This window comes from Nostoc piscinale CENA21 (assembly GCF_001298445.1).
GTDB classification, from domain to species: Bacteria; Cyanobacteriota; Cyanobacteriia; order Cyanobacteriales; family Nostocaceae; genus Nostoc_B; species Nostoc_B piscinale_A.
On sequence record NZ_CP012036.1, the window covers coordinates 4,675,669 to 4,695,952 of the forward strand.

17 protein-coding genes and 3 pseudogenes are annotated in these 20,284 nt (G+C 40.9%); 8 read left to right on the plus strand and 12 right to left on the minus strand.

What is annotated here, in order from left to right:
* The first annotated feature begins 356 nt into the window (after positions 1-356).
* Positions 357-1,115: an ABC transporter ATP-binding protein gene (locus ACX27_RS20100; protein ID WP_062295152.1), complete on the plus strand. Its 759-nt coding sequence runs from the start codon at positions 357-359 to the stop codon at positions 1,113-1,115.
* Positions 1,116-1,273: 158 nt separating this feature from the next.
* Here the strand turns inward: ACX27_RS20100 and ACX27_RS20105 are convergent, their stop codons facing one another.
* Entirely contained in the window at positions 1,274-1,804 is a 531-nt protein-coding gene (locus tag ACX27_RS20105) for an orange carotenoid protein N-terminal domain-containing protein (RefSeq protein ID WP_062295153.1), read from the minus strand.
* Positions 1,805-2,020: 216 nt separating this feature from the next.
* Between ACX27_RS20105 and ACX27_RS20110 the strand changes: the two genes are divergently transcribed.
* Positions 2,021-2,395 (plus strand): hypothetical protein, encoded by a 375-nt coding sequence (locus ACX27_RS20110; protein ID WP_062295154.1) that lies wholly within the window; start codon positions 2,021-2,023, stop codon positions 2,393-2,395.
* A 171-nt stretch (positions 2,396-2,566) separates the two neighbouring features.
* Here ACX27_RS20110 and ACX27_RS20115 read toward each other — a convergent pair whose 3' ends face one another.
* The gene (locus ACX27_RS20115; protein WP_062295155.1) at positions 2,567-3,205 is read right to left on the minus strand and encodes an HAD-IA family hydrolase; all 639 of its coding nucleotides are present in this window, start codon (positions 3,203-3,205) and stop codon (positions 2,567-2,569) included.
* On the minus strand, positions 3,180-4,151 hold the full coding sequence (queG, locus tag ACX27_RS20120; RefSeq protein WP_062295156.1) for a tRNA epoxyqueuosine(34) reductase QueG: 972 nt from the start codon (positions 4,149-4,151) through the stop codon (positions 3,180-3,182). Before queG ends, ACX27_RS20115 begins: the two co-directional genes overlap by 26 nt.
* Before the next feature lie 590 nt (positions 4,152-4,741).
* On the opposite strand from queG, the gene ACX27_RS20125 reads away from it, so the two are divergent.
* A complete protein-coding gene (locus tag ACX27_RS20125) occupies positions 4,742-5,161 on the plus strand; it encodes a ketosteroid isomerase family protein (RefSeq protein WP_062295157.1) in 420 nt (139 codons plus the stop codon).
* A gap of 492 nt (positions 5,162-5,653) precedes the next feature.
* Here the strand turns inward: ACX27_RS20125 and ACX27_RS20130 are convergent, their stop codons facing one another.
* The 3 genes from ACX27_RS20130 to ACX27_RS20140 form a co-directional block, all read right to left on the minus strand.
* Positions 5,654-6,079 (minus strand): ATP-binding protein, encoded by a 426-nt coding sequence (locus ACX27_RS20130; protein WP_062295158.1) that lies wholly within the window; start codon positions 6,077-6,079, stop codon positions 5,654-5,656.
* Between the two features lie 3 nt (positions 6,080-6,082).
* Positions 6,083-7,753, minus strand: coding sequence for a SpoIIE family protein phosphatase (locus tag ACX27_RS20135; protein ID WP_062295159.1), 1,671 nt, complete (start codon positions 7,751-7,753; stop codon positions 6,083-6,085).
* A gap of 188 nt (positions 7,754-7,941) precedes the next feature.
* A complete protein-coding gene (locus ACX27_RS20140; RefSeq protein ID WP_062295160.1) occupies positions 7,942-8,658 on the minus strand; it encodes a response regulator transcription factor in 717 nt (238 codons plus the stop codon).
* 540 nt (positions 8,659-9,198) lie between these two features.
* Here ACX27_RS20140 and ACX27_RS20145 point away from each other — a divergent pair.
* Both ACX27_RS20145 and ftsE read left to right on the plus strand, forming a co-directional pair.
* Positions 9,199-9,951: a WecB/TagA/CpsF family glycosyltransferase gene (locus ACX27_RS20145; protein WP_062295161.1), complete on the plus strand. Its 753-nt coding sequence runs from the start codon at positions 9,199-9,201 to the stop codon at positions 9,949-9,951.
* A gap of 243 nt (positions 9,952-10,194) precedes the next feature.
* Positions 10,195-10,932, plus strand: a complete 738-nt coding sequence (gene ftsE, locus ACX27_RS20150) for a cell division ATP-binding protein FtsE (protein ID WP_062295162.1) — start codon at positions 10,195-10,197, stop codon at positions 10,930-10,932.
* Position 10,933: 1 nt separating this feature from the next.
* On the opposite strand, the gene ACX27_RS20155 is transcribed toward ftsE, so the two are convergent.
* Together ACX27_RS20155 and ACX27_RS20160 are read right to left on the minus strand one after the other, a co-directional pair.
* Positions 10,934-11,713, minus strand: coding sequence for a hypothetical protein (locus ACX27_RS20155; RefSeq protein WP_062295163.1), 780 nt, complete (start codon positions 11,711-11,713; stop codon positions 10,934-10,936).
* 108 nt (positions 11,714-11,821) lie between these two features.
* Positions 11,822-12,397, minus strand: a complete 576-nt coding sequence (locus ACX27_RS20160; RefSeq protein ID WP_062298449.1) for a hypothetical protein — start codon at positions 12,395-12,397, stop codon at positions 11,822-11,824.
* 566 nt (positions 12,398-12,963) lie between these two features.
* On the opposite strand from ACX27_RS20160, the pseudogene ACX27_RS20165 reads away from it, so the two are divergent.
* A pseudogene (locus ACX27_RS20165) lies at positions 12,964-13,864 on the plus strand (alpha/beta fold hydrolase).
* Between the two features lie 214 nt (positions 13,865-14,078).
* On the opposite strand, the pseudogene ACX27_RS20170 reads toward ACX27_RS20165, so the two are convergent.
* A pseudogene (locus ACX27_RS20170) lies at positions 14,079-14,613 on the minus strand (DUF4330 domain-containing protein).
* 315 nt (positions 14,614-14,928) lie between these two features.
* Here ACX27_RS20170 and ACX27_RS20175 point away from each other — a divergent pair.
* Positions 14,929-15,783: a M48 family metallopeptidase gene (locus ACX27_RS20175; protein ID WP_062295164.1), complete on the plus strand. Its 855-nt coding sequence runs from the start codon at positions 14,929-14,931 to the stop codon at positions 15,781-15,783.
* Between the two features lie 33 nt (positions 15,784-15,816).
* On the opposite strand, the pseudogene ACX27_RS20180 reads toward ACX27_RS20175, so the two are convergent.
* Positions 15,817-16,576 (minus strand): annotated as a pseudogene (locus ACX27_RS20180) (metallophosphoesterase family protein).
* A gap of 193 nt (positions 16,577-16,769) precedes the next feature.
* Here ACX27_RS20180 and ACX27_RS20185 point away from each other — a divergent pair.
* Positions 16,770-17,051 (plus strand): DUF2470 domain-containing protein, encoded by a 282-nt coding sequence (locus ACX27_RS20185; RefSeq protein ID WP_062295165.1) that lies wholly within the window; start codon positions 16,770-16,772, stop codon positions 17,049-17,051.
* A 103-nt stretch (positions 17,052-17,154) separates the two neighbouring features.
* Here the strand turns inward: ACX27_RS20185 and ACX27_RS20190 are convergent, their stop codons facing one another.
* Positions 17,155-17,946 (minus strand): Tab2/Atab2 family RNA-binding protein, encoded by a 792-nt coding sequence (locus tag ACX27_RS20190; protein ID WP_062295166.1) that lies wholly within the window; start codon positions 17,944-17,946, stop codon positions 17,155-17,157.
* An 84-nt stretch (positions 17,947-18,030) separates the two neighbouring features.
* Positions 18,031-20,244, minus strand: coding sequence for an alpha-glucan family phosphorylase (glgP, locus tag ACX27_RS20195; protein WP_062295167.1), 2,214 nt, complete (start codon positions 20,242-20,244; stop codon positions 18,031-18,033).
* Between the last annotated feature and the right edge of the window lie 40 nt (positions 20,245-20,284).

The window sequence follows — 20,284 nt, forward strand, 5'->3', positions numbered from 1 at the left end:
ATGTTCCATCTCTCAATATAAATATCTCAGAAAATTTACAAAAGTTATTATTTTAATAAGTCGGTACATCTGTCATTAGTTAGTCTCTCTTAACCTTCTAGAATAGTCAAGTTGAAAACTGAGCTGGTTAATTCAGGGATAAAAGCCTGTCAAACCAACACTCTTCGGTAGTATAGCTAGATCAGTCAGTCACAAAACTACGCAATTTATTGAAAAAGTTTATCATTATGATTAGATAAAACCTATTCTCTCTGTAGAGTGATATGGCAGGGAACGAACAGGTAAAAAGTTTGAAAGCTACTGAGGTTTGATTTTTCTTTGTCTTTCTTGTCCCATTTCCTAATAAATCAATATTTATGACAACTGCTTCAATTACCGATTCCCTAGTTCCTAATCCTGTACCGAAATCGGCAATCATTCGTTTAGAAAATATCTTTAAAGTCTACGGTAGTGGCGAAACCGAGGTTAAAGCACTGAACAATGTCAATTTGACGATCAACGAGGGCGAATATTGTTCAATTATGGGGCCTTCCGGTTCAGGTAAATCCACAGCCATGAATATTATTGGCTGTTTAGACCGTCCTACAGGCGGACATTACTATTTAGATAATGTTGATGTTGCCCAAATGGATGATAAAGCTTTGGCACATATCCGTAACAAGAAATTGGGGTTTGTTTTTCAACAATTTCACCTTTTACCTCAACTCACAGCCTTAGAAAATGTGATGTTGCCAATGGCTTATGCTAATGTTAACCCCACAGAAAGACGCGATCGCGCCGTTGTCGCCCTCATACGAGTTGGTTTAGAAAAACGCCTGAACAACAAACCAAATCAACTCTCAGGCGGACAACAACAAAGAGTAGCGATCGCTCGTGCCATTGTCAACCGTCCGGTTGTTCTCCTTGCTGATGAACCCACAGGCGCACTTGACTCTCGCACTACCCAAGAAGTGTTAGACATTTTCACCGAATTAAACGCCAGTGGGATCACCGTAGTCATGGTAACTCACGAACCCGATGTCGCCCGACAAACTCAGCGCATCGTTTGGTTCCGCGATGGTGAAGTCATACACTCCCACCTAACACCCAACGATTTAACGCAAGTAGCTGTTTAGAGGCTAGAGGTTAGAGGCTAGGAAAGGTATTAATCTTGAGATTTTGAAGTTACGCCACTACAGCCTTTTTATCTAACCTCTAGTCCCTAGCCCCTAGCCTCCTCTTTATACGTTATTTCGCATTGTTCTTTTTATCTAGCCCCTAATTCCTAGCCTCTTCACAGACTGGAAGTTTTACCAGTTTCTGCTTGCGTTTCAATTGGCTGGACATCACTGTATCCCATTTCACCAGCTATGGTTCTAAACACTGACATTTGTGCTTCAAAATCTAATTTTTGAATTTGAGACAGCAAATCATTAATTGCGTTACCGGGTTCGTAATTATCAGGAAAATCAACTACTGTATCACCCATTGCTACTGCCCAAACATACCAAACTAATAATTGATTATTTTCTTTTAATGCACCATAAGCACGAGAATATTCTGTGTCTTTGCGGTTAACTATATCCCGCATTACATTTAATTGTTCTTCACCAGAAATTTGTAAATAATCATTTAATAAAAGTGGTGCTAATTCAGGTTCAGCAGCAGCCGGAGCCGCAGGAGTAATAGAGTCTCCCATGTTTTCATAAACAAGATAAAACCATGCTAGTTTAGCATCAGTATTTAACTTATTAAAGGCTTCTACAACACTTTGGGTTTCATTGCTTAATGCTTGAGAAGAGTTTTTTTCGTAACTGGCAGTCATAATTTATCACCGAGAAATTAACATATCAAACTAAGAGTTAACAATATTTAATTATTTAAATCTCCCTCCCAGAGAAAGACTTCTTTTAATTGTTAATTAAAACTTATCTCTATCTTTGAATAGAGGTAATAATCTCTCCCTAGATGGCAGTAATTCATAAATTCACCTTGATACAATCGCCCCAGCATTTAATAAAATTACACAAGGTGTTAAATTATGGCTGATACAATAAAACCCAATCCCAATGAAGCTACTACCCATGATGCACAATTAGCAGCAGAAAACATGGCTAGTGGTGACGAGAAATTACAAAAAGTCGATTTTGATGCTGATTACGCAGCCGCACAGCAATTTAGCGTTAGTGAAATAGATCGCACTCCCGAAGGAGAAGCCGCCGCGCAAGCTGCAACTGCACCTAAATTAGAAGTTCCCGAAGCCGAAGATAGAACTACTGAAGCACAGCCTACAGGGAATCCTGATGATTATTTAGGATTAGCGAAGGAAGTTGGCCGTTCTGATAATGAAGGTGTTTCTAATGTTAGTGATGATTTAGTCAAACAAGCTATAGAAAAGGGTCAACCTAAAAAATAGTTATCTAAAGTATGAAGTATGAAGTGTGAAGTATTAATTATTATACTTTATGTTTCATGCTTCATTTTTAATTTATAGCTGTATTCTCATAAATAATCACAGTTTTGATTCCTTAAGGTCTTTAAATTACTGGGGTTCTACTCAGTACTTTTCTATATAAAACAGTAACAGTTAACAACAATTTTGAATAACATCTAGGAGTTCGCTAGGATGATTAATTAAAAAATCAGGTTTTTGCTTTAATAAGACTTCTGGAGAGTTAAATCCCCAAGTCACAGCGACTACCTTAATATTAGCTTTTTTGGATGCTTCTATATCTCTGGTTTCATCACCAACGTAAATCACAGCTTGAGTGGAAAGTTGTTTTTGTTTTAATAAATTATTGATGATCGTTGTTTTGCCAAAAATTGTGACTCCAGAATAAATAAAATCAAATAAGTTATCTAATTCGTGGTTATTGAGGAATGCTGTAACGTTTTCTTTAGAGTTAGATGTGATAATTCCTAACTTATAACCATGATTTTGCAATTCTGTGAGTGCTTCTTTGATTCCGGGAATTGGATGAAATTCGTGAATTTTATTCTTGAGTTCCGATTTAACTTTTCTGAGGAGAAAGGGAATTTTAAGTAGAGATACACCTGAATATTTGATAATTTCTCTAGAAGTTAAATTTCTTAAATGAGCGAGTTGTTCAGGAGTGATTTGTTTATAGCCAAATTCTGTAGCTAAACGATTGGCAATACCAACAAGAGCATCTACTGTATCTGCAATTGTGCCATCAAAATCAAAAACAATTACTTTCTGAGTCATTATTTTGCCTAGATGCGTCAAGATTAGCACGGGCATTCCGTCTTAACATTTCTGGCTTAATCCGCCGCAACGCTGATGCCGGAAATTGTTGATCCCACTCCTCATCTGAGATTTTTGCTAATTCTATCAGCTTGGGCGCGATATTCCCAGGATAAGGTTGAAAATCTGCCACGTCGGTTGTCTGGGCAAATCGCTGATTCCAAGGACAAACATCTTGGCAAATATCACAACCCGCCACCCAGCCTTGCAAATGTGATGCGATCGCCTCTGGTAATTTTTCCCCCCGATTTTCTATTGTATGATACGCAATGCAGCGATTAGCATCTACTACAAAGGGTTGGGTAATTGCACCAGTGGGACAAGCTGTTAAACAACGAGTACAGCTACCGCAATGTTGTGTATGGGGGCGATCATATTCTAGTTCCAAATTGGTCACAATTTCACCCAAAAATACCCAAGAGCCATACTCTCTGGTAATCACATTCCCATTTTTAGCAATCCAGCCAATTCCAGCTGTTTGCGCCCATACTTTATCCTGCACAGGGCCAGTGTCTGCATAATACCTCGCTTTTATACCTTCACCCAGAGATTCTAACCAGCTATTTAGCTGCTTGAGTTTCTTGTGCATTATCTTGTGATAATCTCGTCCCCAGCCATAGCGGGAAATTTTTGCATATTCTTCACCTTCTGGACGCTGATGCGGAGTGTAATAATTCAGCGCCACACACACAAGCGATCTCGCTTCTGACATCACTAAACGAATATCTTGCCGCTTTGGGTTATCCATCCACTTCATATCAGCGTGATAACCCAGTGCTATCCATGCTTGCAGTCTTTGAACTTCTGTATGATCTACCCCTTCTACAGCAGCAATTCCCACTTTGTGGAAGCCTAACTCTACAGCTTTTTCTTTGATTGCCTGGTTAGTTACAGAATCTTGATTCATGTGTTTGAGCTAAACTCTGCTCAAATTTTGGCTGCTTAATTGTACACTTTACTGTCAAATCTGCCATATAAAATTTACCAATCTACCTATTTGTAAATTTTATTTGCAGTTTGTAAAGAAATAATGCAAGATAAAAATGTTAGAAGCAAAACCACAAAAAATACTGCAAACCTCTGACTAGATTCTCCGCACACTTAACTAATAAACTGTGATGTCAGTTCTTCGCAAAGTATTCGCTGAAATGGGTATTGACCCTTTAACTGACTAAATCTGTGATATCCTCCCAACCTCAATGATTTGTCAAACACTGTTCCCAAATTTTTATCTGGGAACAAGTTCTTTCTTTGGGAATAGTGCAAGTTAACAATCTACTTCAAAAGCAGCTTTTTTTATTTTTACTTTTATATTCAAATTAATTTTGAGTGAAAGAATTCAGGAGTCAGAATTCAGAAGGATTAATAAATCAGGGCTTGACTAGATAGAGATTCTCATAGTCTCAAACTGCGATTTATCCAATCGTGACCACTTCTGAATTCTATATTCTTTGTTCTGAATACTTACTTTTTAGTCGTCTTAATACTACTAATTTTATGAAAACTGCTGAATCTCTAGGTGGAATTCAAATTGCAGGAATTACAGAACCTTGCATCTTAGATTATTTTGCCAGTCTCAATGCGGGTCAATTTCAGCAAACAGCAGCACTGTTTGCTGAAGACGGTATGATGTATCCGCCTTTTGAATCTGGTATTGTAGGGAAAGAGGCGATCGCAGCCTATTTACAACAAGAAGCCCAAGGTATTCAAGCCTATCCCCGCGAAGGAATTATTGATAATATAGAAAATCACAGCATCCAAGTTCAGGTAACAGGTAAAGCTCAAACCTCTTGGTGTGGTGTGAACGTCATCTGGCTATTTATCTTGAACCAACAACGACAAATTACCTACACCAAAATCAAACTCTTAGCTTCTCCCCAAGAACTATTAGCGTTGCGGTCAGAAAAGAGGGTATAGAGTTTAGAGACTAGGGGCGAGAAAAGAAGTTTTTTTTGTTTAGTTCTCTTTTCAAGACTTATCAGTGCAGCGTCAAAAACGCTAATCTCTAATCCCTTGGTAACTCTTCCTTTACAGGATTTGATGAGTAGCCCCTATAAATCAAATAAATTTAATAAAAATTAGCATTTTACTTAACTCTTCTTAATATCTCCCTATCACCTATAGGACTCATATTGGATTTGTAAAAAAATCAGTACACCCAAATAAAGCTTCTTTTTTACTCCCCACTCCTGCTTGGTGAGCGGAGCCGAACCAACATTCCCTACTCCCTGACTACATGAGTAAATTCGGAAATCAAACCGGATTCCTATATGCCTGATTAACACAAAAATAAACAACATAAGGCGCTGCACCAGCACAAATTAATGTGTAGAACATTCGCCTTCTTTGCTATTTATTCCTAAACAAGTATGTTTATCTGTCAAACTAAATTCATCTAGTAATTCTAGTTTATTTCACCAATTCAGGAATTGTAGCTTCTAATTTCAAGCAATTAGCGCCATTAACTTGTAATTGGTACTCTACCTTGTCCATTAACCGATTCATAATCAGCCACCCATAACCCCCTTCTTGTTTATCTACGGGATTCGGTGCTAGGTAAGTAGACATATCGTAGCCTTCACCATAGTCCCAAATTTCTAGGGAAATGTCTCGGTCTTTGAGTTCTAAACGCAGCAATACTGGTAAATTTGGCTGCTCTTTGTGGGCGTGACGCACCACATTAGAGTAGGCTTCTACCAAAGCCAATCGTAAACGACTGGATTGCCGAGACCAATCTACAGAATCTCCTAGCTTGACTTTCAAGCATCCCAGCAACCAGCTTTCGACGATGTTTAAATAATTCAAATCACTTGGTACATGAAGCTCACTTTTCATTACTTATAAAACCTCTAGTGAAAGTATAGTTTGATCGTCTTCTTGAACTTGATTATTTGCTTGGATGCGAGCTAGTAAATGGTTCAGAGAAAGTGGTTGTGGCTCTGTTTGGAGAAGTTGCCAAAGACCTTCTTGGTTCAGCATAGGGTGGCTACTTGGCGAAAGATTAGCATCTGTTTGTTCGCATTTTAGTAACTCACTGGATACTGATGCTTCAGTAATCCCATCACTAGCTAACAATAAAGTATCTCCAGTAGAAAGATGCAATCTTCCTGACTGTGCTTTCCAAGTAGGTAAGATACCTAAAGGAATGCCACGGACTTTGAGATAGTTGGGTTGCTGGTTTGAGTCAGTTTGGCGAGACCATAGTAGAGGGTAGATATGTCCAGCATTAGCATATACTAGTTCTTTTGTACTAGGTGTGTAACAAGCTAATACGAGAGTAATAAAACAATTGTTACTAATTAAGTCATTGCATAAAGCATGATTCAGATTTTGGACGATGATATGGGGTTCGGCTGGTGTTTCTTGAGATAATTCGCGCCGCAGTACAGAAATTGCACTAGCCATGAATAAAGCCGCAGGTACACCTTTCCCGGAAACATCACCCACTGCTAACCATAAATCGCCTTTGGGGTGAACAAATACCTCAAAAAAATCGCCTCCTACTTCTCGCGCCGGATAGCAGCAGGCTTGTAGTTTTGCCTCTTTGATATCAGGTAAGCTTTGGCGGAGCAAATTATGTTGAATTTGGCGTGCGACTTCCAATTCGGCGTGAATTTGCTCTTGTTTTTCTTGTAGGCGTTGATAAAGTTTCGCTTGAAAAAGAGCTAAAGCGGCTTGGTCGGCTACACCGGTAATCAATTTAATATCTTCATCGGGCCAAAGCTCATCACGTCCTACTTGATACAGTGCAAGTACGGCTAATAGTTGCTGCTGATAGGTAAGAGGCACTACCAGATAGTTACAGGGGTTGCCATCAAAGGTTTCTTGATTGAGTTGATAATGACGAGTTTCGACAACTTTCTCAAACAGACTATGGTCAAAAGCAAAATTTAATATAGAGGAATTGGCATCTTGATAAGAAAATTTATCATTGGTTAAGCGATCGCCTTCTACCGGGATCAGCAAGCAACAAGTAGCATCAAAGGTTTGTCCGATGGTGGCAACAATTTTCTGCAACATATTGCCATAATCGAGAGATTCTCGAATTGCTGTTGTCACCTCATTAAACAAAGATTCTCGGCGTAGCGCCCGACGCAACTCTTGGGTGCGTTGTTTGACTAAACGATATGTCTCAGTAGCTTGTTCAACTAGTAACTTGAGCCGTTCAGGATTCCAAGGCTTGGTGATGTATTTGAAAACTTGACCGGAGTTGATAGCATCGACCAAATCTTCCACATCAGTAAAGCCAGTTAAAAGAATCCTAATCGTATCGGGAAACCTTTCTACTGTGCGACTGAGAAATTCGGTGCCATTCATTTCTGGCATTCTTTGATCTGAGATGATCACGGCCATCTCACCTTCTTTCTCCAATATGTCCAGCGCACTTAGGGCATGATTGGCTTTAAATACTTGAAAATCTCGCCTAAAAGTGCGGTAGAGTAAATCCAAATTATCTAGCTCATCATCGACAATCATGAGCTTGAGTTTTTCTACCTCTGTCTCAGTCATATTTGACTTTTATTTCCGATACTTGTGTGGCGAGACAATGGAATTTTTATCCCACCCAGTTACAACTTACAAACAAATCAAAAAGCTATCGCTCTTATCATAGAAGTTACATGGTTTGAACTGAGAAATTTACTCAACGTTAGCTTCTTCCTCAATTTCTTCCAAGCTTGTTCAACCCTGAAATCACCTTATCCAACCAACCCAGAACGTAAAGCTCTAACTGCTGCTTGGGTACGGTCATCAGCGCATAGCTTATTCAAAATATTACGGACATGCGTTTTTACAGTCCCAACTGTAATATAAAGTCGTTCAGCTATAACAGCATTGCTACAACCTTCGACAATTAACTGTAACACTTCTAACTCGCGTTCTGTCAGGGTATAAGGGTCAATTATTTCCTCACTTTCCCCAGAGTCTTGATTTTGGGGGATATTTTTATTTTCGCTGGGAACAGTCTCCGGTTTAGGAGAATTTTCTTGTGCCTGTTGTAACACAATTCTGGCGATCGCTGGATCAATCCAAGCGTTGCCATTGTAAGTAACTCTGACAGCTTCTAGCAAATTATCAAATTTAATATCTTTCATACAGTAAGAGTCAGCCCCAGCAGCAAAAGCAGCCAGAACGGCTTCTTTATTATCTCGAAGGGTTAAAATTAACACTTTGGTTGCATCTTCACCTGTAGCAATCGCTTTAATTTCTCTGGTCAGCGCAATTCCATCTTTATCTGGTAAACCAATATCGACGATCGCAATATCTGGCTGTAAGATTTTTAACAGCTTTAAGCCTTCCACAGCATTGCCAGCTTCACCTAGTACTTCAATTTCGTCTCTTTGCTGTAGTGCTGTGCGAATACCAACACGGGTAAGGTCATGATCTTCGATCAAAACAATACGGATTTTACTCATTGTCAACTTCTGCCCGTTAAACTAACTGAACTGTCAAACCGATTTGATGCCAAAATCTTAATGGATCGTTATGGAAATACACTGATAAAGAATAAATATAGAAGTTTTGCCTAGTAAGTAATTAGTTTTATTTTGTTAGATATTTTCACTGGTAAGCAAACTTAAATTTTGGGTTAGAGAAAAGCTAACCTCCTTTTTTATGAGTATACTGGCTGATTTACGACAGATTCATATTTGTCAACTACTGATTACGATGACGAAAATGCGATCGCTAGTAACAATTGCATTCCTCTGATGATTCGTGATGAAATATAACAAATTGATAATTTTATATTCATTAGAAATTTTAATCATAAAAAATTTTGGTATACATAACAACTTGGTGGACTAGTAACCGCCCATATAAAGCCCGAAAGCACTTTTACCCCTGTAACTTTCTCACTACTATTTGCCCAAAATTGCCCAGGCGACTGATTAAAATATTTGATAAACTATCGTTCGAGACAATCTGGTGTGATGTGAGGCTAATTAAAATAGGCTATGTCTAAACCGCCTAAAGTATTTTCGGTGCTGGGAATACCAGTTCATGTTATGAGTAACTATCCAGGCTGGTTGCTAGAATGCCTGCAACACAGCAGAGGTACTCATGTAGTGACGCTGAATGCAGAAATGACCATGCAAGCAGAACGAGACAGCGCACTAGCCAAGGTAATTCACGATGCTGAGTTGGTGATACCTGATGGTGCTGGTGTGGTTTTGTATTTGCAGTGGCTGTTCTGGCAAAAGGTTCAACGTTGTCCAGGAATTGAACTAGCAGAAACATTACTGCGAGAACTGGGACAAAAGCAAAAAGGTACAAAAGTCTTTTTTTATGGCGGCGCACCAGGAGTAGCGACAAAAGCCGCAGATTTCTGGAAGCAGCAAGCCCCAGATTTAAACATAGTCGGTACTCATTCTGGCTATCATTCTCCTGAAGAAGAAGAGATATTAAGCCAAACACTGACTCAATTACAGCCTCAAGTTATTTTGGTCGGGTTGGGAGTACCACGTCAAGAATTATGGATTGCCCAAAACCGTCATTTATGTCCCCAAGCAATTTGGATTGGTGTTGGTGGTAGTTTTGATATTTGGTCAGGAAGCAAAACCCGCGCTCCTGCTTGGTTAGGCAATAATAACTTGGAATGGCTATATCGCTTATATAAAGAACCTTGGCGTTGGCGACGGATGTTAGCTTTGCCAGAATTTGCCGTGAAAGCATTTGTTTACCGCTTGACAGCCAAAAGTGCGGTCTAGGGAATAGGGAGTTGGGAATTGGGAGTCGGGAGTTGGGAGAAAATAAACATCCACTATTCTCTACTCCCTACTCACACTCCATAACTGATGACTTGCGGATAGTACTGAAAACTTCCAAAAAATTTAATTTTTGCTTTTGAATTTGAGATTCCTGGGGCTGTCCTGGGAATCCTTATTTTTAAGAGAATCTTAAATTGAAGTTCTTCGGGTGTTTAGTTCTAAGCAAGTGTATATATTCTGCCAATGAGAACTGTTGTTAAAACTGATCAGCATATTCCTGCAAAGGATAGTACATCTTCCCCACAAAGTAGTAGTAATGCTCCCATTGTGCAGTTACGCTCTGTAACTAAAACTTACAACAATGGCTGTCATGGATTGTTGGATGTGAGTTTAGAGGTGAAACAGAAAGAATTTTTGTTGATTACAGGCCCTAGCGGTTCGGGTAAATCAACACTGTTGAAACTCTTGTATGGCGAAGAATTGGCTACTCAGGGAGAGGTGATTGTCAATGATTGCAATGTAACAGATTTGCGGGGCGATCGCTTATCACTGTTGCGGCGACGCATTGGCATTGTATTTCAAGATTACAAACTGATTCCCCAAAGAACTGTAGCAGAGAATGTGACATTTGTACTGCAAGCACAAGGTTTCACTCGCAAAGAAATTCAAAGACGTTTAGAACCGACGTTAAAGCTAGTGGGTTTACTTTCCAAAGCTAACTGTTTTCCTGATCAACTTTCGGGGGGAGAACAACAACGGGTGAGTGTTGCACGCGCCATTGTGGGAACACCGCCATTAATTTTGGCTGATGAACCCACAGGAAACCTCGACCCCGATAATTCTTGGCAAGTCATCCAAATTTTGCAAAAGTTAAATTCTTTTGGGGCTACAGTGATTGTGACTACTCACGACGAACAACTTGTGCGGCGTTGCAATCATCCTGTGGTACAAGTCTGTAATGGCAGATTGTATCGGAAATAAGTTAATAGTTCAAAATTTGAGATTTTTGAGTTTGGACTTTTAACTTGACTGGTTTAAGGGGAGTGGCTGTGCTGGATGGTAGATTCGATAGCTTGTCTAAAATTTGTAAACTCTCAAATGCTGCCTCTCGAATGATGACTTCTTCTTCTTTAGTTAAAAGCAGTTGCAAACATTGGATGACTTCTTGCTGTAACGCCGCATTCACTGGCTGGCGCGTGATAAATTTGGTAATTCGACGTATAGCCAGCAACCGCTTTAAGGGATCTGATTCTGTTAAATTGAGTAACAATTGCTCAAAGGTATCTTGTTCTTGATTGCGATTACGGCTGAGAAGTTGCCAAAGTAGCAAAACTACAGTTAATAAAGTTCCCAAACCTTGCAAAATTGTACCAGTTGCTATCCAAGGGCTATGAGAGTCAACCCAAATAGCAGCCGCCATATAAGTGCTAATAGTTGCCAGACCACCAATAGCAACAGCTAAAACTAACCGACGATTTGGCCCGTTGAGGAATTTTTGAATTTCTACCCAACGTTGTTGCCAGTTCCATTGTTGGGTGGAGTAGGTAATTAACATTACTCCCACACCAACTATCAAAGCTAATAGCAGTTTCCAGTTCCATAAAAGCATTGCCACGACTATTGTCAGGAAGCCGAGAACACTTCCAGAACCAGAAAAAGGCTTGAAATTTTGCTGCTTGGAACTTCCTGGCGACAATGCTGGAAGCGACCAGTTGGGTATCTGGTTAATTAGTTGCTGCAAAGAAAACGAAGCCTTTGCCACAGTATTTACCTAATTTTGTTGACGAGATTTTCTAATATATCTTTTACCAGGGATTAGGTGCATGATGAAGTTAATATTACTCATTTTTGATAGTCTTTGGGACTGCTCTTAAATACAAAAACGAAAGTCGTCAATGGTGAATTGACCGTCAAAAGCACAGAAGGTAACAGAGTGAATATTGCTGGCTGTCACAGACAATAAGATGTTGGGAGGTACTGCTGAATCAGAGTTAGCGAGATTAGCGCCAGGAAGTACGGTTTGACTAAGCAGTTGGCGATCGCTATCATAAGCAGACATTACCAGCCGTTGGGAACTAGTTACATAAGCACTAACATAGTTGACTGGATGTACAAAACTAGCTTCCAGAAACCCGCCTTTGGGCGAACCCATTAATACTATGAGACCAGAATGGCTAGGAAATGCGGGGTTAGAAGGTTGTATGGCGATTGAATTACGGAAAACGACACCCCAGCGTTCATATTGTGTTTCGACCGATTCAAAACACTTTAAATCTTCTAAGTTTAAACATACACAAATAGGAACACCTACTTTGGAGGTTTCTAGAGTGTCTGCCAACTGTCCCCGCCAAGCAGATGCTATATGCACATCACAGTTTTCTAATACGTCTTTAAAATCTACCAACGCTGGTGCTTTATCCGATTGAAGAGTAGCCTGCTTTACCACAACGCCCCGCCTTACCATTACCTAGAGAACGATTTAGATAAGTAATTATATCTAAAGCTGTTTTTCCTAAATCCAGAATCGTTGCTAATCTTAGGTATTTCAACTATTCTGGACGCTCAAAACTTTACGTGAGTTTTCTGATAGATTACCATAAAAAACTAATGCCTTTTATATGATCAAAGTAATACAGGCTACTTTGCAAAAGCCTTGCTTAACTGTATTTCCAGGCAAATACCCTGCAATTTAGAGACAAAAAAATCACTGAATCTTTACACGTAAGCCAGTGATTTTACATCCCCTTAATCTGGCGGAGGCTAGAGGTGGGAAAATTGCGGGTTTGCTAAAAATAGCAATGGATAATTACCGGGAAATCCCCTATAAGTACAGCGTGTTTGGGGTGAAGAGATTGCTAACAGCAATTACTTAGCTAACACACATCTAGATTGCATAAGCACGCATAAAATTAATTTTTGGTCATTGGTCATTTGTGAAGACAAATTACTCATGACAGTCTCAACCAAAGAATTTGCGGCTTGAACACATACGAAATGAACGGCATATATATTATGTTTCAACCACAGGGATTTGAACAAAGCTCAATTACAACTTCTCTAGGGAGAATAGTATATTACACTACTGCGGGGTCGCTTTGGCAAGGTAGTGCGATCGCCCAAGGAGCAAAGGAAACTTTAGTATTTCTACATGGTTTTGGTGGTGGATCTTCGGCTTATGAGTGGTCGAAGGTTTACCCAGCTTTTGCTAGTGAATATCGCATTCTTGCACCAGATTTAATTGGATGGGGTAAATCAGAACATCCAGTGCGAAACTACCAGATTGAAGATTATTTAACGATGATTCAGGAATTTTTGCAGCAAACTTGTACAGAAGCAGTCACGGTGATTGCTTCTTCTTTGACTGCCGCGTTGACAATTCGAGTAGCGATCGCTCATCCTGAATTATTCAAGTCTTTAATTCTTACCACACCAGCCGGACTATCTGATTTTGGCGAAGACTACTCCCGCAGTTTTTTTTGCTCAGTTAGTCAGCGTACCGATAATTGACCGCTTGCTGTACAGTACTGGTGTAGCGACAGAAGCAGGCATTCGCAGTTTTTTAGAGCAGAGACAATTTGCCCAGGCTAATCGAGTCTATCAAGAAATTATTGAGGCTTATCTTCAATCTGCCCAACAGCCTAATGCGGAATATGCTGCACTCTCTTTTGTGCGGGGTGATTTGTGTTTTGATTTATCCCTTGACATTGAAAAGCTGACCACTCCGACTGCGATTATTTGGGGGCAGAAATCCCAATTTACTGGCCCCGAAATTGGTCGTCGTTTGGCAGAGAAAAACCCCCAAGCAATTCGTGTGTTTCAACAATTAGAAGATGTGGGATTAACACCACAGTTAGAATTACCAGCCGTCACCATTGGATTAATTCGCCAGTTTTTGCCTTTAATCAATGGCTAATGAAGAGTGCTGAGTTGAAAGTGCTGAGTGCTGAGTTAGGATAGCGCCTGTGGCGCTAATATAGCAGAAGGCAGAAGGCAGGAGGAAAAGTCTTACTATCCCTTGCATTCAAGCTTTCACACTGTCCTAACATATCTGACTAACGCTATAAGTGGAGATGCCTTTAACTACTCAGCACTCAGCACTCAGCACTGGAAATAATTTCACACTTCGATTATTTATTTTCTACACGGACATCAATTACAGTGGCATTGAAGTTATAGTTATAACCTTCTAGCTCAAAAGGCATACCAATTTTGACTTTGCTGTTACCTAAAACTGGGCCATTTTCGGTGACTTGCGCTTTACCTTCCAGGGTTAACAGCATATCTGTACTGAAATTATTACTTCTGGGGTCTGGTAATTCTTTGACAGAACCATCTGGTTGAGTCGCAGTTATGGTTCTTGGTAGCAATTGCACAGATTTAATCCCAATTTGACCGTAAGGCTGATTGCGGATAATAACGTTAGTTTTACCGCCTTTTTTTAAATCCATTGTCAAATAAGCGTTCTGGGTCACGCACATTCAAACCCCGCACGGCTAAGTCTACCTCAATGGGTACGGTTTTTGAACCAACTTGAGCGACGGAACCAGAAGTTCCCGGAAAAAAGAAGATTCCCACTATAACTAGCAGAATTACGAGTGCAGCGCCTAAATCTAGAATATTGACTTTACCGAACAAGCGACCTTTGGAATCAAAAATAGCCATAAAAACTTTTCCTAAATACAAACAAAGTATTTGATTGTAGCAACAAACTTTATCAGGAACATGACAATTTCCCGACTGAGGTCTGACTAAAAGATGGCTAGGTCTTTTAGTCTGGCGACAGTGTATCACGAGTTGAAAAAATCGGCATAAAGTCGGCACATCCTTCACATCTCATTCAGATAAATCCTTCTAGGGATAATATGGGCGATCGCATCCGTAGTCATAAGATGAAAATGCAACTTCAAGCGCAGTAAATCCGTCTTGTATTTTGTCCTGTGATTTTCGCTTGTCCCGCAATTACTATCAGAAATGCTTATGATGGCTTGGAAAGGTTTTACGGCAAATTATCGTCGTTGGCGGCGTAGTTGGTTATATCCAATAATTTCGGTGGTGGTCGCCCTCAGTTTGTGTCTGAGTACACCCTCACCTGGACGGGCTGTAGATTTATTACCACTGTTATTCCAAGGAGCGCAAATACTTCAGCTGTCTAATATATCCGCTAACCAAGAAGTAGAACTTGGCAAACAGATGAATGATGAACTCAAGAATGGGGAAATTCGTCTGTACAGGAATGAAGCGGTGAATCGTTATGTGCAGGAAGTTGGTCAAAGATTAGCCGCCAATAGCGATCGCCCCAATCTTCCTTTTACCTTTCAGGTAGTAGAAGATAATTCTGTGAATGCTTTTGCCACTACTGGCGGTTTTGTTTATATCAACACGGGTTTACTCAAAACAGCCGACAATGAAGCGGAACTAGCCAGTGTGATGGCTCATGAAATTGGTCACATAGGCGGGAAACACTTAGTTAAACAAATGCAGCAAAGGGCTGTGGCGAGTGGATTAGCTACAGTAGCAGGTTTAGACCGTAATCAAGCTGTGGCTATTGGTGTGGACTTAGCCCTCAACCGTCCTCGCAGTCGTCAAGATGAGTTTGATGCAGATAGAAGAGGTTTAAGAACTTTAACAAGAGCCGGTTATGCTCAATCTGGTATGGTTTCCTTTATGCAAAAGCTACTCAAAAGTGGTTCTGGGCCAACTTTCTTGAGTACGCACCCAGCTACTAGCGATCGCATCACTAATCTTAAACGTGCAATTAATGCTCAACCCAGTAGTGGGCGTGACGGTCTAGATAATGCTGCTTATCGAGCTAGAATTCGACCATTACTTTAGTTTGATTTCACTGTGCCAAACTACAACCAAAACCTATGCTCGCTGCGGTTGGCGGCGAGCTTTGATTTGGGAAGGCTCTACTGTCACCACCCCATCTTCTAGCAGTAATGTACGCTGGGTATTTTGAAATACATTCACTTGATAAATTAAATGATTGGTAACATCAAATCCAGTTAACCAACCACTACGGGGATGATAAGCTCCGGTATCGATATCTAGCCATCCTCTACCTTCGGCTAGTTTACCCGGCGGGACGTTTGGTAAAGTAAAAGTTATAGTATGCCCAACAATAATGAGTTTATCAGGAAAATAAGGCTTTTCCATGCCGTGAAATTCATCTCTAATCCAGCAGAACTGCTCGGCAGTTTGTTCGGCTAGGGGCAGATTCGGGTCTAATCCGGCATGAGTTAACCAAATATCGCCCAAATCTAAATAGGTGGGTAGAGACTGAAACCACTCTAAATGGTCTTGGGGAATAGTAGATGCTTGGTAACTGCTGAGAGTGGCTTGTCCACCGCTATACAACCAAGCTTGCATAGCTGGGGCGGGAATATTTTTTTTGGGTGAGAATATTCAATAGCATCTGCTCGTGATTACCTAGCAGACAGGGATAATTGCTCTGTCGGACAAAATTCACGACATGGTAGCTGTGGGGGCCACGATCAATTAAGTCGCCGAGAAAATAAACTTGATCATCTGATGTGGGTGCGATCGCCTCTAACAGAGTCATCAAGCCTTCATAATGACCATGCACATCCCCAATAACTATGCGACGTTTCCTAGTTCTGCTCATCTGCATTTAGTTGAAATGAAATTAGTTTAATATTTTTGCTACACTATAACCGCAGGTTATTCCGTAAATAAAGATAAATATTACTTGAGTAAATTTAAATTTTATTTAAAGTTTTATCTGCACCAAAAATCATCAATTTACTTACACACGCTAACTTAAAATTTAGGCTGTAATCTTAATTTTAGTTTGCCCAATGTCTGAACAATTTTCTCCTGAAATTAGCTCACGTATCTGCAATCACATGAACGAAGATCATGCTGATGCTGTACTTTTGTATGCCAAGATTTTTGGTGATGTAACTGAGGCTACATCAGCCCAAATGTTAGCAATTGATTCACAGGGAATGGATTTAACCGCGCAAGTTAATGAAGAATCTATGCCAGTGCGTATCAAATTTGACCATACTTTGGCTGATGCGGAAGATGCTCATCAAACTCTAATTGCGATGGTTAAGCAGGCGCGGGTGAAGGGGTGAGGGGTTGGAGTTTTCAGTTATCTGGGGATAAGGGAGACAAGGTGGACAAGGGAGACAAGGGAGAGGAGTTAGCTTGTATAGTTTGAGCCATAAAAATAATTTCCTACTCGGTTTGTAATAACCAAAAACCACTGTAAGTCATCCCAGAATCATCGGGTTGAATTAATAAAAAGTGCAATCCTTGGCTTTGTTGTTGGCGTTGTTGATAAATTTTTGCGGCGGCGGCGACTTCTGCATCTTCAAAGGTGGCTAATACCCATCTATCAACTAAACCCGCTTCTAAAATTAAGCCATCGGGCGCACCTGGGATGTAATTTAAGGCTACAGGATGTGTTGTGGCTAACCAACGTGCTAAACGCATAGATTGTCTGCCACCATAAATTACCACACCAGGAACGGGTATTGTGGAAGCTAAACCCAGATTTATCGGTTTAAGAAATTCTGGCATAGATAAAATCGGAATGGGGCGATCGCTAAATTCTATTTCTAAATCACCAGCCGCTAAAGTCGCAAAGCGCCACTGTTCACCCCAGAGATTTTCCGGTAATGGTAAGGGTGCAGGTTTTTCCAAACTAAAATCAGAATGTCTTTCTTTTAACCACTGTTTTAATGCTAAAGTCCGGCGGCTTGCTTCTACTGCAATACCTAAATTGCGTCCGGCTGTTTCGATTAAACTCAACGACTGGGGACGAAAAACTTGAATGACATCTGGTAATTCTGCACCTGCGGCTTGTTGAATTTGAGTAGTCAGCCAATTGGAATTTGCTTCTGACTGCAAACAGGTAGCTGTATACTCAAAACTGCGATTTGCATTACAAATCAACAACTCCCATACAATTTTTTCAGATATATCTTGTTGCGAACTCCGATAAAAATCAGCTTGCCAAATTTTCATGATTTAAAACATTTTTCCATAAAAAAAAGGGGTGGATAGCCCACCCCTCTATTGAACCAGGAAAATTACAATTCTTTTAAGACTTTAAAACAGAACCTTCGCCAAAATTGGTTCAACACGGGTAGCAATTTCTGGGACATACACCTGAGAAACGTAGTCAGCAATCATGCGATCTGTATTGAACAGTGGTGCATTTGTCTTAATGGATGCTTTCATCATCTGTATCCAGCCATGAGGGATACCTTGATTGTCTTGATCGTAGTATAGGGGAACAATCTCTGATTCTAAAAGCTGATACAGTGACTGAGAATCTATGCGGTCTTGCAATTCTTGATCGCTTGTGTGAGCATCTTCACCAATAGCCCAACCGTTAATTCCTTTGCCATTTGCGTCAGCTTGGTAGCCTTCACACCACCAACCATCAAGGACGCTGCAATTCAAACCGCCATTAAAACAGACTTTTTGACCGCTTGTCCCGGATGCTTCTAGGGGACGACGGGGGTTATTTAACCAAACATCAACGCCTTGGACGAGTTTTTGTCCGGTGTAAATGTCGTAATCTTCAATAAAGGCAACACGGTGAATAATGCCGGAACTACGACACCACTCCATCAAACGTTGAATAATACGTTTACCTTCTTCATCGGCTGGGTGTGCTTTGCCTGCAAAGATAATCTGGACTGGATGTTGAGCATTAGCAAAAATCTTCACAGCCCGTTCAGCATCGCGTAAAATTAAATCACCACGTTTATAAGGGCTGAAGCGCCGCGCAAAGCCAATGGTTAATACATTCGGGTCGAGTAAACTATCAACGGCTTGAATATTTTGATAATCTTCACCGCGCTGTTCTCTTGACTTTTTGACTTTATAACGAGTGTAGGCAATCAGTCTTTCTTTGAGAATTTGATGTCTTGCCCAGAGTTCTTCGTTGGGAATGTCGTCAACTTTCGCCCACATCTGGGGATCGATGGCGCGAGTTTTCCAATCTTTACCTAAATATTGGTCATACAAGTCTGCGAGTAAAGGTGCAGTCCAGGTGGGTGCATGAACGCCGTTGGTAATATAACCAATTGGGACTGTATCTTCGTTATGTTGTGGGTAGAGAACAGTCCACATTTTGCGAGATACTTTGCCGTGTAATTCACTTACGCCGTTGCAAGCACGACACATTCGCAATGCTAAAACGGTCATGCCAAAGGGTTCCCAAGGATCACCCAGTCGTCTAGCACCCAAGGCTAGAAATTGTTCGCGGGATAGTCCCAATTGCGGCCAGTACTGGGCAAAATAAGAGTCAATTAAGTCGGGGGAGAAGACATCATGACCGGCGGGAACAGGGGTGTGGGTGGTGAAGACACAAGTTTGCCGCACCTTGGTTTCTATGTCGTAGAAGGATTTTCCGGTACGTTCAATTTCTTGACGGGCAATTTCTAGGGTACAAAAGGCGGCGTGTCCTTCGTTGAGGTGATGTACGGAGGGTTTGATTCCCAAGGCGGTTAAAGCCCTGACTCCACCAATACCTAAGACGACTTCTTGGGCGATGCGGGTTTCTAAGTTACCACCATACAAGTGGCCTGTTAACCAACGGTCAACGGGATCGTTGTCTGGGCGATCGCTATCTAGTAAATATAGGGTTACACGCCCGACTTGCACTCGCCAAATTTGCACTTGCACTTGGCGTTGGCGAATTTCTATCTGGATGGTGAGGGGTTCCCCTTGCTCGTTTTTAATTAACTCTAGGGGCATTTTGTGGAAGGGGTTATCCAGATAGTAATCTTCTTGCCAACCGTGGCGGTTTAAGCGTTGGCGAAAGTAACCTTGGCGATACAGTAAACCCACACCCACCATCGGCACACCCAAATCGGATGATGATTTCAGATGATCCCCGGCTAAAATACCCAAGCCACCAGAGTAAACAGGTAGGGATTCATGGATGCCAAATTCGGCGCAAAAATAAGCAATGGGATGTTCAGCCGAAACTTGCGGTGCAACACGATTCACCCAAGTATCTTGCTGTGCCATGTACTGGTCAAATTCTCGGACTAAGGCAGAAATCTGCTTCAGGTAAAGGGGATCTTCTGCCAACTGAGTCAGACGTTCGTAACTTGCTGACTCTAAAATTGCCACTGGGTTATGCCCACAACGTTCCCATTCTTGGGGATCAATGGTTTGAAATAAGGATATGCGATCGCTACTCCAACTCCACCAATAGTTATAAGCTAAATCTGCTAAACGTTTGAGGGGAAAGGGCATCTTTTCACTTAAACGTAACGATGCGGTCATTGCACTGCTATTAGCCATACAAGTCTAAACTCTCTGTTAACTTTTTGCGATTTCATCT

Bases quoted from the DNA above. Each gene is read 5' to 3' on its own strand.
- ACX27_RS20175 (WP_062295164.1), top strand. From the start codon at position 14,929: ATGATGGCTTGGAAAGGTTTTACGGCAAATTATCGTCGTTGGCGGCGT.
- ACX27_RS20185 (WP_062295165.1), top strand. From the start codon at position 16,770: ATGTCTGAACAATTTTCTCCTGAAATTAGCTCACGTATCTGCAATCAC.
- ftsE (WP_062295162.1), top strand. From the start codon at position 10,195: ATGAGAACTGTTGTTAAAACTGATCAGCATATTCCTGCAAAGGATAGT.
- ACX27_RS20135 (WP_062295159.1), bottom strand. From the start codon at position 7,753: ATGACTGAGACAGAGGTAGAAAAACTCAAGCTCATGATTGTCGATGAT.
- ACX27_RS20145 (WP_062295161.1), top strand. From the start codon at position 9,199: ATGTCTAAACCGCCTAAAGTATTTTCGGTGCTGGGAATACCAGTTCAT.
- ACX27_RS20110 (WP_062295154.1), top strand. From the start codon at position 2,021: ATGGCTGATACAATAAAACCCAATCCCAATGAAGCTACTACCCATGAT.
- ACX27_RS20105 (WP_062295153.1), bottom strand. From the start codon at position 1,804: ATGACTGCCAGTTACGAAAAAAACTCTTCTCAAGCATTAAGCAATGAA.
- glgP (WP_062295167.1), bottom strand. From the start codon at position 20,244: ATGGCTAATAGCAGTGCAATGACCGCATCGTTACGTTTAAGTGAAAAG.
- ACX27_RS20190 (WP_062295166.1), bottom strand. From the start codon at position 17,946: ATGAAAATTTGGCAAGCTGATTTTTATCGGAGTTCGCAACAAGATATA.
- ACX27_RS20140 (WP_062295160.1), bottom strand. From the start codon at position 8,658: ATGAGTAAAATCCGTATTGTTTTGATCGAAGATCATGACCTTACCCGT.
- ACX27_RS20115 (WP_062295155.1), bottom strand. From the start codon at position 3,205: ATGACTCAGAAAGTAATTGTTTTTGATTTTGATGGCACAATTGCAGAT.
- ACX27_RS20100 (WP_062295152.1), top strand. From the start codon at position 357: ATGACAACTGCTTCAATTACCGATTCCCTAGTTCCTAATCCTGTACCG.
- ACX27_RS20130 (WP_062295158.1), bottom strand. From the start codon at position 6,079: ATGAAAAGTGAGCTTCATGTACCAAGTGATTTGAATTATTTAAACATC.
- queG (WP_062295156.1), bottom strand. From the start codon at position 4,151: ATGAATCAAGATTCTGTAACTAACCAGGCAATCAAAGAAAAAGCTGTA.
- ACX27_RS20125 (WP_062295157.1), top strand. From the start codon at position 4,742: ATGAAAACTGCTGAATCTCTAGGTGGAATTCAAATTGCAGGAATTACA.